This window comes from Chitinophaga oryziterrae (assembly GCF_009758125.1).
GTDB classification, from domain to species: domain Bacteria; phylum Bacteroidota; class Bacteroidia; order Chitinophagales; family Chitinophagaceae; genus Chitinophaga; species Chitinophaga oryziterrae.
Genome location: NZ_WRXO01000002.1, coordinates 505847 through 520198, shown reverse-complemented (window position 1 = coordinate 520198; position 14352 = coordinate 505847). Strand labels below are relative to the sequence as shown.

Genomic DNA, 14352 nt, shown 5'->3' with positions numbered 1-14352 from the left:
CATGGCGATTATCATTATGAATAAAAAAGCGGAACGTGATAACACATTCCGCTCTCAGAAACTATTGAAAAAATATTATAAAACGCCCTTTGTACTTGGTAACTGCATATTAGAAGGATTGCGTTTTACCGCCATCTTAATTGCTTTTGCAAATACTTTGAAGATCGCTTCTATTTTGTGATGTTCGTTTTCGCCTTCCGCTTTGATATTGAGGTTACATTTAGCAGCATCGGAGAATGATTTGAAGAAGTGGAAGAACATCTCCGTTGGCATCTCTCCTATCTTCTCGCGGTTAAACTTCGCATCCCACACCAGCCAGTTGCGACCACCGAAGTCTATGGCGGCCTGCGCCAGGCAGTCATCCATCGGTAAGCAGAAGCCGTAGCGTTCTATGCCTCGCTTGTCTGCAAGGCCCATTGCCATTGCTTCGCCAAGTGCGAGACCAACGTCTTCTATGGTATGGTGTTCGTCTATGTGAAGGTCGCCTTTGGCTTTAACAGTGAGGTCTATGCTGCCATGACGGGCTATCTGATCGAGCATGTGATCGAAGAACCCCAGGCCGGTGCTGATGTCTGCTTTACCGGCACCATCCAGGTTAAGAGAGATGGTGATATCCGTTTCTTTGGTAGTACGTCTATGTGTAACAGTACGTAAGCCCAGTTTTAAAAACTCATAAATTTTCTCCCAGTCTGTAGATTCCAGGGCAATTGTTGATTGCAATGCCTGGAGATCATCACTGATTTCCGCACTACCCAAACCAGTACCTTCGTTTAAGAAAATCGCTTTAGAACCAAGGTTTTTTGCCAGTTGCACATCTGTAATACGGTCGCCGATAACAAAAGAATTAGCAAGGTCGTAATCAGCAGAGAAGAATCTGGTAAGCATCCCTGTACCCGGTTTCCTTGTAGGCGCATTTTCATGCGGGAAAGAGCGGTCTATGAATGCTTCCCTGAAGATGATACCTTCATTAGCAAAAGTGCGCGTAATGAAGTTCTGAGCAGGCCAGAAATCGGCTTCAGGAAAACCGGGTGTACCCAGGCCATCCTGATTAGTCACCATCACCAGTTCAAAATCAAGTTCCGCAGCAATCTTAGCCAGGTAAGTAAATACCTTCGGATAAAATTCCACTTTGTCCAGGCTATCGATCTGATACGTAGGAGGCACTTCTTTGATAATAGTGCCATCCCTGTCTATGAAGAGTACTCTTTTCATAATTGAACTGATTTAATCGCGTTTACCACCGTGATGTTTTCTTCCGGCGTACCTACAGTAATACGCAGACTACCATTGCACAACTCTACTTTGGAGCGGTCGCGTACAATGATCCCCTGTTCTACCAGGTAGTTATAAATACCTTTTGCATCTGTTGTTTTCGCCAGTACGAAGTTGGCATCACTTGGATATACTTCCAGTACCTGTGGTAATGATTCCAGTGCGGCAGATAATTTATCTCTTTCAATCACGGTATCCCTGATCCATTCATTTACCTGACCAATATTATCCAGTGCCTGCAAAACAAGGTCCTGCGCTGCCTGATTAATATTATAAGGAGGTTTTACCTTGTTGAGGACATTAATGATCTCTTCACCTGCAAAAGCCATTCCCACACGCAATGCCGCCAGTCCCCATGCTTTAGACAAGGTCTGCATGATAACAAGATTAGGATATTCTGTCAACTCAGGGATAAACGTCTTCTGACGGGCAAAGTTGATATATGCTTCGTCTATTACAACGATACCATCAAAGTTGTTCAGGATCATTTCTATATCTGTACGATTGATAGAATTACCTGTGGGATTATTGGGAGAGCAGATAAAGATGAGCTTTGTATTTTCATCCACGGCCTGCTGTAACGCTGCCATATCTATCTGGTAGGTATCGGGGGTTAACGATACTTTACGTACGATCACATCGTTGATATTCGCACTCACTTCATACATCCCGTAAGTAGGCGGGAACAATACCACGTTATCTATCCCCGGACGGCAAAAAGAACGGTACAACACATCAATTACTTCATCACTGCCATTTCCCAGGAAAATATTCTGTGGAGGTACTCCTTTGATATCCGCCAGTTTGTACTTTACTTTCCACTGCATCGGGTCCGGATAACGGTTGTATTTCACCGGTAACGGAGAGCCATAACTATTCTCATTTGCATCGAGAAAGATAGCTGCTTCCCCCTTGAATTCGTCCCTTGCCGTTGAGTAAGGTACCAGTCTTTTAATATTATCGCGTAATAAGCTATTAAGATCGAACATAACTTTGTTATTTGTATTTTAACCTGATCGTCACCGCATTCTTATGCGCATCCAATCCTTCTGCTGCGGCCATTGTTTCGATAGTAGCCCCTATCTGCTGCAGGCCTTCTTTCGTCAGCCGCTGGAAAGTGATCTTCTTTACGAAGCTATCTAGAGATACACCACTGTAAGCAGTCGCATATCCATTGGTAGGCAATGTATGGTTAGTACCGGAAGCATAATCACCTGCACTTTCCGGAGAATAGTTACCGAGGAACACGGAACCTGCATTGATCACTGCATCGGCAATACCGATATCATCTTTACAAGCTACGATCAGATGCTCAGGTGCATATGCATTCAGTAACGCCATCGCCTCTTCCGTATCCTTTACTAAAATAATACGACTGTTTTCCAATGCCTGCGCAGCAATATCCTTCCGCGGCAGCAACGCCAGCTGCGCGGCTACTTCTTTCTGTACTTCTTCAATTATCTCCCCGGCAGTAGTTACTAATAACACCTGGCTATCAGGACCATGTTCCGCCTGAGACAACAAGTCTGCCGCCACAAAAGAAGGGATACAGGTCTCATCTGCCAGTACCGCTACTTCAGAAGGACCGGCAGGCATATCTATCGCCACACCGCTCTTATTTACAAGCTGTTTGGCACAGGTGACGTACTGGTTACCCGGACCAAATATCTTATGTACTTTAGGCACGCTCTCCGTTCCATACGCCATCGCCGCAATCGCCTGCACACCGCCTATTTTGAATACGCGGTCCAATCCCACCTGTTCAGCAGCAAATAATACAGCAGGATGCACTTCACCCGCAGCATTGGAAGGCGTACAAAGGACGATCTCCTTACACCCCGCTATCATTGCCGGTATACCCAGCATTAATATCGTAGAGAAGAGCGGAGCGGAACCACCGGGAATATACAGTCCCACCTTTTCGATGGCAACCGGCTTGCGCCAGCATTGTACCCCCGGCATGGTTTCGATGATCTTACCGGCTTCCTGTTGTGCTTTATGAAAGAGCTCTATGTTCTGTTTTGCCTGTAAAATGGCTTTTTTCAGGTCTGCATCCAGCACAGCAGCAGCATGTATAAATTCAGCGGATGTTACTTCCAGCATTTGCAGTTGTACCTTATCAAACTGCTGTGCATATTTACGTACAGCGGCATCACCATTCTGCTTTACATCGGCCAGGATATTCCCGACATTTGTTTCCAGCGCTGCCGTGTCCATTACAGGACGTTGCAGTAATGATGGCCAGGAAGTTCTCTCAGGGTATTTATATACTAACATATTAAATGATCATCTTTTCTATGGGAACTACCAGGATACCTTGTGCACCGGCAGCTTTCAGGCTTTCGATGATATCCCAGAAATCATTTTCATTCAGAACGGAATGCACAGAACTCCATCCTGCTTCTGCCAGTGGCAATACAGTAGGGCTCTTCATACCCGGTAACAGGCTGATGATCTTTTGCAGGTTATCATTCGGCGCATTCAGCAATACGTACTTATTATTCTTGGCTTTCTTCACAGCCTGGATACGGAATAACAGCTTTTCAAGTAATTGCTGCTGTTCTGCGTTCAGGTTATTATTAGTGATGAGCACTGATTCTGATTTCAGGATCACCTCTACTTCTTTCAGACCATTCATGAACAGGGTGGAACCACTGCTTACGAGGTCACAGATAGCATCTGCCAGACCGATACCAGGAGCAATCTCCACAGACCCGCTGATCTCATGGATATCTGCGGTGATACCATTTTCTTTCAGGAACTTTTCAAGGATCACCGGATAACTGGTGGCAATACGCAGTTTGTCCATATCCTTTACACCATTGTATTCTACAGACCTTGGTACGGCCAGCGACAAACGGCATTTACCAAAACCCAGTTTGGTAGCCACCTTTACGGAACGATTCTTTTCCAGCACCACATTCTCTCCTACCATTCCAATGTCCGCTACGCCGTCTTCAACGTACTGTGGAATATCATCGTCGCGCAGGAAAAACACTTCCAGGGGAAAGTTACTGGCTTCTGTCTTTAACTTGTTTACACCGTTGTTGATATCGATCCCACACTCCTTTAAGAGCTTGATAGAATCTTCGTGCAAACGTCCTGATTTCTGAATGGCAATTCTCAGTTTCATATTGTTACTAATGTTCCGTGAAAAACAAAAAAGGGGCTTACCGTGTGGTAAGCCCCTGATGATGTTCTAATATCCTGTATAGTACATACGATCATCCCAGCCTACCTGTTTGGTAAGAAATGATGGTGATGATGTGTATGTACGTTTATGTTCATAATTTGAATAACGGTGCGAAGGTAATAACTATTTTTAAAAACAAAAGGAAATTTTTTGTTACTAAATATTATAAAAGCTTTTAATGCACCACCGTCAGCTCCGTCCTTCTATTCTCCTGGTGCTGGCTTTCTGTACATGGAACACCATCACTACAAGGATTTATAGGGTCTTTTTCTCCCATATTCTGGTAGGAGAAACGCTTAGGAGAAATGCCTTTATTGGTCAGATAGGCGATGACTGCATAACAACGCAGGGCCGTAAGATTCAGGTTATAACTGTCAGAACCACGGCTATCAGCATAAGATTTGATGATCAGCTTCCAGTTGGGGCGCTCTTTCAAAACAGCAGCTACGTTATCCAGCACCCTTTTAGACTCATCCAGCAGCACTGCACTGTTGTAGTCGTAGAGGAAGCGGAGCTTCTCCAGGCGGCCAACAGCTGTTTTATCTGTGTTGGTAAGCGTATCAGGCGCAGGTGGCCTGACAGCAACGATTTCAGGTTTGATAGCAGGTTTAGCGGTAGTATCCGGTGTAACAACCGCCAGTTTAGCGGTATCCGGTTGTTTCAGCTTCTCTGTCAGATGTGCATCCATAAAATGGTAGATATCATCTCCTCCCATCCCACCAAGGCGGTTAGAAGAGAAAAAACCTTCAAAGTCATTACCCCTCAGAATAAAGCCCATATCATCCCCTCCGGAATTCACCGGAGAACGTAAGTTTTGTAATCCATCCCAGGTAGCCCGGTTACCCGCCACCCGGAAAATATCATATCCTCCCATTCCCGGATGCCCATTACTGGAAAAGTATAAATACCCATTTTCATTGATAGTAGGACAAGCCTCATCCTCAGGCGTGTTGATCACTGGTCCGCAGTTCTTAGGGCTACCCCAGCTATGGTCCGCCTGGCGCTCACTATACCAGATATCTGTTTTCCCTACTCCACCTGGCCTGTCGGAAACAAAGTATAACACATTGCCTTCCCGGTTGATCACTACGTGACTGGATGAACTTCCTTTATAATTTAACTCCCGTATAAACTCCAGTTTCTTCCATTTATATCCATCTTTATCTTTTACAGAACGGAATATTAATAAATTAAACGTCTGCTTCTGTCCACGGGTTTCCACCAACTGATTAATGGTAACATAAGCGGTATCTTCCCTGGCATTAAAACACACCGGGCCAATATTATAGGGTAATCTTCCAAGCACTGATGGAATTACTTCATCCAGCACATTATTGGCATTACCACGGATATATTGTTTCAGCATATACGATTTAAAATAAGGCTGACCAATACGCTCATCAACGCTGGGATGCGATTCGGCTCTCCCGCTTATACCCATTTTACGATAACCATTCCCTTCTATCAGCAAGCCCTGTTTAGTAACTCCGCTGATCCATTCATCATTCTGCGTACACAGGTCTTTGATATTTTCCAGTGCATAATCCGGTGGCAATGATTTCCAGGCAACAGCGCTGTCGCAACCAGCTAACAATATCGCCTTCCTCTTATCTGATAAAAGCGCAATCTGCTCTTTTGCCTTCTTATAATCCTCTGTGCGTTTCAGCATTTCGATAAAGATAAGACGGATGCTGTCTCCACTTTCAGGACGTTTCAGCATATTCTCATACCAATAGGTAGCTGCAGGAATAGTTCCCATTTTGAGATAGGAATTCGCCAGTTTGCCCATTATATCCAATGGAGGATTTTTAGATTTGGAAACGAGATCATTATAGAGATTAACAGCTCTTGGATATTGCTGAAATTCATAGGCCTCATCCGCAAGCTCCCGGGTACTCTTTTGTTCCTGGGCTTGTACGATATGCGGAAATAAAAACATTACACATAACACTAAAACAGAAAAACGCATCTTCATATTTAAAAGTATCGGGGATTAATTACCTGTGATTTTTTTGATGGGAAAGACAGACCAATAGAGATCTCATGAGAGCCTCCCTGGTAGCCTGCCAGTTTGTTAATATTTAAATCATACGAATAACCAATCCTTAATTTTTCAGAGGCATAGTATTCTACCATCGCACTGGCCGCATTGCTTATCTGCAGATCATCCGGCAGCTTACTCTTCCATAATCTCGGGTTCATCCGGTAAGACCCTCCTATCCAGATCAGATTATCAATCTGCAAAAAAGTATTGATATCTATTCCTGTCGGGCCTTTAAAATCTTCTTTAACCAGGAGGGAAGGTTTTAACCGGAGATGATCAGACAAATACAACATGCAGCCCGTAGTGAGGTAGACATGCTGGGTTTTTCGTATGGTTCCGAAATTATATCCTTTCCAGAAATATCCTTTCTCTGTATATAACGAAAAAAGGTCCATTACTGATACACCCAGATAAAAAGAGGATGTATAATAATAAATCCCGAACCGCGCATCAGGTGCTAATGTGTTCACCTTCCCCGTAGGTACCGTAGGGTCATCATTCTCCCTTGGGACCAATGCTTTCCCGTCCAGGGAATATTGTGTAACACCAATGCCTAAACCAAGGCATAAGCGTTTCGTACCTTCTTCATCCAAAGGAATACGGTACGCATAAGAGCCATATAAAGAATACGCCTGTTGCGGCCCCATGAAATCTGCCATCAGCTGTACCCCCAGTCCTACCCTGTTCTCCCGCGTAGGGCCATCAACAGAGATCCCCCCGGTACGTGGCGCACCGGGAATGCCCGTCCACTGATGCCGGTAAGTGGCGCTCGCATACATCTGTTCTTTATAACCCGCATAAGCAGGGTTTACACTCAGCCCGTTAAATACATACTGACTGAATTGTACCGTCTGCTGGGCTTGTGCCTGTCCCACCGCCATGAACAGGAGAAGGATCACCTTGCGCATGCTTGCATATTTTAAGCTCATTTATCTTAATATTTCCACCCACCCTTTATATATCCTTACGCCATCTGCTTTATGTACTTCCAGGGTATAGAAGTAACTACCGGCATTTAGTCCCGTGCCGTCCCAGTTGTTCCTGTAATCTTTAGACTGATACACCATTGCCCCCCATCTGTTATATACATACAAAGCGGAAGAAGGATATTTATCCAGTCCGCCGATATCAAATTTTTCATTCTTCCCATCTCCGTTAGGCGTAAATACATTAGGGATGATCAGCACATCTCCATCTACCGTAATCGTAGATGTGCCCCTGCCGCCGGTAGGATCATCCTTTGTTTCTTTAGAGATAGCGCTGGCAGCATTGGTAATGGTCCCCCCATCTGTGGCTTTACATACCAGCAGCATTTCGGCTGTTTCCTCAAGAGCCAGATCCCCAACAGCCCAGGATACGATCCTGCCATTCTGAGAGACCGTACCTTTTGCGGTAGTGGCAATAGGGTTGATATCCAGTGTAAGCGGCAGAGAATCTGTCACTACCACTTCAGTAGCTGCTATATTTCCTTTATTCGTAACTGTTATACGGTAAGTAATATCCTGTCCGATACTATAAGGCCCTGGTTGAACAACGGTTTTAGTCACCACCAGGTCTACCTTCGGTATATCATCATCTATAATATCCAGAGAACCCGTGTTCCCCACACCTGTAAAAGGTAATGTACTGCTCACACCAGTGATGGTGATGATCACGTTTTCCGTTCCTTCTATCAGCTTATCATCTATTACATTAATGGGGATATTTGCAGTGCTACTACCAGCAGGAATAACCACCTGCAACGTGGGTATTTCATAATCATCTCCACCTGTAGCCGTACCGGAAAGTGTATAAGTAATGGTAATTGGCACACTGGTGACTTTACCCGGAGCAACGGTAATGGTAAATCCACCATTCGTAGATGGTTCTGCTGCATTCATCCCATTGATACCATTGGAAGGATCTCCGTCATTATCTCCTACTCCTACATTCATATCATCGTCATCATCATCTCCGATAATGATCCCTGCATTATCCTGTGCGCTTTTTATAAACGGTAATGTGCTGGTGATACTGGTGATGGTAATAGTCACGGTTTCATCTCCTTCAATCAGGTTATCATCAATCACATTAACAGGAATATTCACCCCATTACTACCCGCAGGGATAGTCACTGTTCCGGAAATAGTAGCATAATCTGTACCGTTGATAGCAGTACCCGCAATAGTATAAGCCACCGTAATTGGTACACTGGTCCGCTTACCAGGAGCGACACTCACCGTAAATCCGCCATTGGTGGAAGGTTCTGCTGCATTTACACCGTTGATACCATTGGTAGGATCTCCATCATTATCACCTATACCTACATTCATATCCGAATCATCATCTTTTATGATCACAGTGGCTGATCTCTGTGTGCCGATGGTAATGGGTAATGTACTGGTAATGTTAGTGATTGTTAGTATAACTGTTTCATCTCCTTCTATCAGATCATCGTCGATAACATTAACGGGAACAGTTACACTATTACCGTTAGCAGGGATGGTAGCTGTTAGTGGTACCGAGGTATAATCAGTACCGTTGGCCGCTGTTCCCGTAATAGTATAAGTAATAATTATTGGAAGAGTAGTTGTTTTACCTGTTCCTATACTTAATGTAAAACTACCGTTCGTGGAAGGTTCCGCAGCATTTACACCATTGATACCATTAGAAGGGTCCCCATCATTGTCACTAATATCTACTGTAATAATATCATCATCTTTTATAGTAACTGTAGCAGTATTAGCAATGCCTACATACGGCAGTGTTGTATTAAAACCGGTAAATGTAAGGATCACCGTTTCATCGCCTTCTATCAGGTTATCGTCCAGTACAGGGACCGCTACTTTGACACTATTACTTCCCGCAGGAATGGTGGCTGTTAATGGTATGGTAGTATAGTCCGTTCCATTGGCAGCAGTGCCGGTGATGCTATAATTAACTATAACAGGTACGCTGGTGACTTTCCCCGGAGCTACACTGAAAGTGAACTCACCATTATCATTAGGTTCTGCCGCGGTTGCATCACTGACAGCTACCGTTACATTCATGTCTGCATTATCATCATCAGTGATGTTGATACTGGTCGTTTTAGTTGCGTCAAATGTAAAAGGCACAGGAGTAAGGACGGGAGATGAACTGACACCAGTAACTGTTAACACTACTGTCTCTGTCCCTTCAATGATGTTATCATCAATAACCGGTACGGTCATGGTATAACTATTACTGTTGGCAGGGATAATAGCTGTTAAAGGCAGCGTAGTATAATCAGTTCCATCAGTTGCTGTTCCTGAGATAGTATATGTAATAGTAACGGGTACGCCCGTCTTTTTACCAGGCGCCACGCTGAAAGTAAATGATCCGTTAGTAGCAGGTTCTCCCCCGTCAGTGCCGGTTACCTGTACATTCATATCAGTATTGTCATCATCAGCAATGGTAACAGTAGCAACATTGTTCGTGCCGGCTACAAATCCCGAAGGACTTGTAATCGTTGAAACAGCATTAGTAATTGTTAAGATCACCGTTTCATCTCCTTCTATCAGGTTATCGTCCAGCACTGGTACAGAAACAGGTACAGATGGACTTCCCGCAGGTATAACCACGGACAGTGGAATAGTAGTGTAATCAGTGCCGTTAGTAGCTGTTCCCGTAATGGTGTAGTTAACCGTAACAGGTACGCTGGCGGTCAGTCCATTCGAAAACCCAATGGTAAATAACCCGTTAACAGCAGGTTCTGCAGCATTAGGAGTAGTAGCAGTGACGTTAATGCCCATATCCGCATTATCATTATCTGCAATGATCACGGTATTAAAGGCAGGAATACCAGCAGTAAATATGGCACCCGAAGGAGATGCTGTACCGGATGTAACGGTAATGACCACCGTTTCATCTCCTTCAATGATCAGATCATCCAATACTTTTACCGGAATTGGTGCAGTGGTATGCTGTCCTGCTACCAATACCGTATTACCGGTTAACTTTGTATAATCTACATTGGCAGTAGCCGAACCGGAAATAGTATAACGTACGATCATTGTTTCCGAGCAGGTATAGCCGCCCGGTAAACTAAACACAAAGCTACCGTTTACATTAGGCTCGGCAGCATTCACAATGGAAGTGACAGTCAGCACCCGATTGGCTGCCGTATTATCGTTATCAGTAATGGTAGCAATATTTGCTGCCGAGACGATTGTAAAATCTATACCACTGGATGTACCGGTACCGCTGGTCAGCCCGAGGATCACATCTTCCGTAGTCTCTATCACCTCATCATCCGTTACCAGCACGTCCAGCGATATTCCCGGTTGCCCGGCAGGTATTATGATTGTTCCACTTAAAGTAGTATAATCAACTCCGTTCGTAGCAGCGCCGGTAAGTGTATAGTTAACACTAATATTTTCGGTACTGGTGATGCCCGCAGGCAGACTAATATAAAAACCCGCATTAGCGCCACCCTCTGTACCATTGGTAACACTGGAAATAGTAAGCTGGCTATCGTTATCAATAATGGCTATAGTAGTACCAAGACTACCATATCCGGAAGTAGAACCAACGTTATAAGCAAGCGAGCCGGTGGCGCTGGTCAACTCTACATTTATTGTTTCTTCATTTTCTATTTCTGTATCGTCAACAATACTTACAGATACCGGTACTCTATTCGTACCTGCCTTAATCACCGCTGTTAACGGGAAAGCAATATAGTCTGATGCACTTGCTGTACTGGCCCCCATAAGGCTATAATGTACTGTGATATCCTCTCCCGCAATATATCCTGCCGGAAGGGCTATTGTCATACTACCACTTGCTCCCCCCTCTTCTCCATTCACCGTCAGGGCATCTACAAAAACCAGCGTACGATTCGTGGGAGTATAATCATCATCTGTGATAATCAGCGAAGAACTGCCTGATACAGCGAGGGTCCCTCCGGAAGCAGTGGTTGCTCCCGTTAAGGTAACCGTCACCGTTTCATTGGATTCCAGGATCATATCATCCAGTACATGTACTGGCAGCTGCCCGGTTGTTGCCCCGGCAGGGATCACCACATTTGCGGGCACAGTAAAATCTGTTCCGTTTGCAGCCGTGCCGGATATGGAACAGGTAACAGTAACATTTTCTGCTTCCGCACTACTAAGAGAAATGGTAAAAGATCCATCGACAGGACTGATACTTTCCGCACCATCAACAGGTGCGCCAATACTGACAGTAGCAGCTCCGGCAAATTGCCTCAGCTCTTGCAGGAAGTTACCGGATGCAAAGTTCCAGTGAAAAAGTGTATTTGCCGGCAATGGCAGGTATGATAACAACATCCCTGCAAACAGGATAATTTTGAGAATCGATTTCATAGGGAACAGGACTACATAAACTTATGAAAGACTGTCTCAACAACAAGAATTAAGGTCATTTTACGAGCATAGGGACTTAGTTATCAGCTTGTATCAAAGCTAATTTATGGGTTCTTCATGGAAAATAAATAGTTCTACTCAATGAGCAGGCAATCAAATCCCTGGCGGGACCCCGCAACTCATTATAAATGATTTAAATACGTTTTCTGGAAATACTCAATCACTTTAAAGAGAAGGACGCTGATTGTACATCTCTGCTGTTTGGTCCGGCGAAAACAGTGAAATCTCCCGGTTCGGCAGTCCAGCGCATGTCTTTATCGTAGAATTTCAGGTCTTCAATAGTGATATCGAACGTGACTATACGGGTTTCTCCTTTTTCCAGGAAGATCTTCTTAAAGCCCTTCAGTTCCTTCACAGGACGGGTTACACTGCCTACCCTGTCACGGATATACAGTTGCACCACTTCTTCCCCGCTATAATTACCGCTGTTGGTAACAGGGATACTCACCTGTAATTTATCAGCAGCAGTGATCTGTTGTTTGCTTACGCTGACAGCGCCATACGTGAATTGCGTATAACTTAAACCGTAACCAAAAGGATATAACGGTTCATTACTTACATCCAGGTATTTGGAAGTATACTTGTTATTCACGTCCAGCGGACGACCGGTATTTTTATGGTTGTAAAAGATGGGGATCTGCCCAGTATTACGGGGGAAAGTCATAGTAAGCTTACCTGCCGGGTTATAATCCCCAAAGAGAACAGCGGCAATGGCATTACCCGCTTCCGTTCCCAGGAACCATGTTTCCAGGATAGAAGGGATGTTCGCATCTTCCCACTCCAGCGTTAAAGGCCGGCCATTCATCAGCACTAATACCACCGGTTTGCCGGTAGCATATACCGCCTTCAGCAACTCTTTCTGGCTATCGGGAATCCTGATATCAGACCTGCTGGCAGCTTCTCCTGTCATCCCCTGAGACTCTCCCAATGCCATTACCACCACATCAGACCGGCGCGCCAATGCCACCGCTTCCGCCAGCATCTGTGCACTGTTAGCAGTATCTTCTACTGTTAAACGCTGTTTCTGCAAAGCCTTCTTCAACAACATCGTATCACTGGAATAATGAGCGCCGGGAGCATAAGTTACATTCGATGTTTTACTTTTAATACCATCCAGCAGTGTTATTGCCTTCGTATAATCCCCGGCGGCAGACCAGTTGCCGATCAATTCACGCTGACTGTTTGCCAGCGGGCCTATCAGCGCAATTTTTGCTTCTTTCTTCAACGGCAATAACTGGTGTTCATTCTTCAGCAAAACGATAGAACGCTCTGCTATCATCTGCGCATCCCTGAGATGTTCTGCAGACATAATTTCTTTTGTTGCTAATGCTGTATCGCAGTTACGGAAAGGATCTTTAAATAATCCAAGATCATACTTTGCAGAGAGAATACGATATACTGCCGCATTGATTTCCGCAATAGTTATCTTTTTATCCTGTAATAATTTTTTAAGCTGGGAAGAGAATATGCTTCCCTGCATATCCATATCCACACCGGCATTCAACGCCAGGGCGCCCGCTTCGTACTCGTCTTTTACAATGCCATGGTTAATCATTTCATTGATAGAAGTATAATCCGTTACAATGAATCCTTTAAAGCCCCATTGTTTACGCAGCAGATCTGTCAGTAACCATTTATTCCCTGTAGAAGGGATACCATCCACTTCATTAAAGGATGTCATCACAGTAGCTACACCAGCATCAACGGCCGCTTTATAGGGAGGAAGATAAAACTGGAACATCTGGCGGCGGCTCATATCCACCGTATTATAATCACGGCCTCCTTCTATTGCACCATACAAAGCGAAGTGTTTTACACAGGCAAGAATACTGTTGGGAGAAGACAGATCACTACCCTGATATCCTTTTACTTTCGCTTTCGCCACCTGCGAACCATACCAGGTATCCTCTCCTGCACCTTCTGCCACACGGCCCCAGCGCGGATCACGGGCAATATCCACCATAGGGGAGAATGTCCATTGTAAACCATCAGCACTGGCTTCTATTGCGGCAATACGTGCGCTCTTTTCCAGCAGCGACATATCCCAGGTACAGGCTTCTCCCAAAGGAATGGGGAAAATAGTTTTATGCCCGTGTATCACGTCATATCCAAACAGCAAAGGAATCTTTAAGCGGGTTTTTAACGCCATTTCCTGTAGCTGACGGGTGTATACCGGTGTGTAGGCATTGAAGATAGTACCACATAGTCCGGCTTCTATATCTTTCTTATAACCGGCCTTCATAAAAGGCCCTGTGATATCCATATCACTGGTCAGCAGGTTCAGTTGCCCTATCTTCTCTTCCAGTGTCATACGTTGTATAAGACTGCTGATAAAAGCGTTTTTACTTTGTTGAGCTGCGGCACTACAGGTAATGAGCAGGCATATTTTGAGGAGTTGTATCTTTTTCATAACGGGTTTTTAAACTAAAGTGGGGTAAATATACAAAAAAGCTCCGGGAGCA

Annotated in this window: 8 protein-coding genes; all 8 read right to left on the bottom strand. The window is 44.6% G+C overall.

Annotated elements, in window-relative coordinates:
- Nucleotides 1–75: 75 nt before the first annotated feature.
- Nucleotides 76–1212, bottom strand: coding sequence for a bifunctional histidinol-phosphatase/imidazoleglycerol-phosphate dehydratase HisB (gene hisB, locus GO495_RS09735; protein WP_157299488.1), 1137 nt, complete (start codon nucleotides 1210–1212; stop codon nucleotides 76–78).
- Nucleotides 1209–2261 carry a histidinol-phosphate transaminase gene (gene hisC, locus GO495_RS09730; RefSeq protein WP_157299487.1) on the bottom strand — a complete coding sequence of 351 codons (1053 nt, stop codon included), beginning with the start codon at nucleotides 2259–2261 and terminating at the stop codon, nucleotides 1209–1211. The genes hisB and hisC overlap by 4 nt, the downstream gene beginning before the upstream one ends.
- Nucleotides 2262–2268: 7 nt before the next feature.
- Nucleotides 2269–3549 carry a histidinol dehydrogenase gene (gene hisD, locus GO495_RS09725; protein WP_157299486.1) on the bottom strand — a complete coding sequence of 427 codons (1281 nt, stop codon included), beginning with the start codon at nucleotides 3547–3549 and terminating at the stop codon, nucleotides 2269–2271.
- A 1-nt stretch (nucleotide 3550) separates the two neighbouring features.
- The gene (gene hisG / locus GO495_RS09720) at nucleotides 3551–4405 is read right to left on the bottom strand and encodes an ATP phosphoribosyltransferase (protein ID WP_089782790.1); all 855 of its coding nucleotides are present in this window, start codon (nucleotides 4403–4405) and stop codon (nucleotides 3551–3553) included.
- A gap of 235 nt (nucleotides 4406–4640) precedes the next feature.
- Nucleotides 4641–6440, bottom strand: a complete 1800-nt coding sequence (locus tag GO495_RS09715; protein ID WP_157299485.1) for an OmpA family protein — start codon at nucleotides 6438–6440, stop codon at nucleotides 4641–4643.
- A 2-nt stretch (nucleotides 6441–6442) separates the two neighbouring features.
- On the bottom strand, nucleotides 6443–7417 hold the full coding sequence (locus GO495_RS09710) for a PorP/SprF family type IX secretion system membrane protein (RefSeq protein ID WP_157299484.1): 975 nt from the start codon (nucleotides 7415–7417) through the stop codon (nucleotides 6443–6445).
- A gap of 21 nt (nucleotides 7418–7438) precedes the next feature.
- Nucleotides 7439–11830 carry a Calx-beta domain-containing protein gene (locus tag GO495_RS09705; protein WP_157299483.1) on the bottom strand — a complete coding sequence of 1464 codons (4392 nt, stop codon included), beginning with the start codon at nucleotides 11828–11830 and terminating at the stop codon, nucleotides 7439–7441.
- 220 nt (nucleotides 11831–12050) lie between these two features.
- A complete protein-coding gene (bglX, locus tag GO495_RS09700; RefSeq protein WP_157299482.1) occupies nucleotides 12051–14300 on the bottom strand; it encodes a beta-glucosidase BglX in 2250 nt (749 codons plus the stop codon).
- Nucleotides 14301–14352 lie beyond the last annotated feature (52 nt).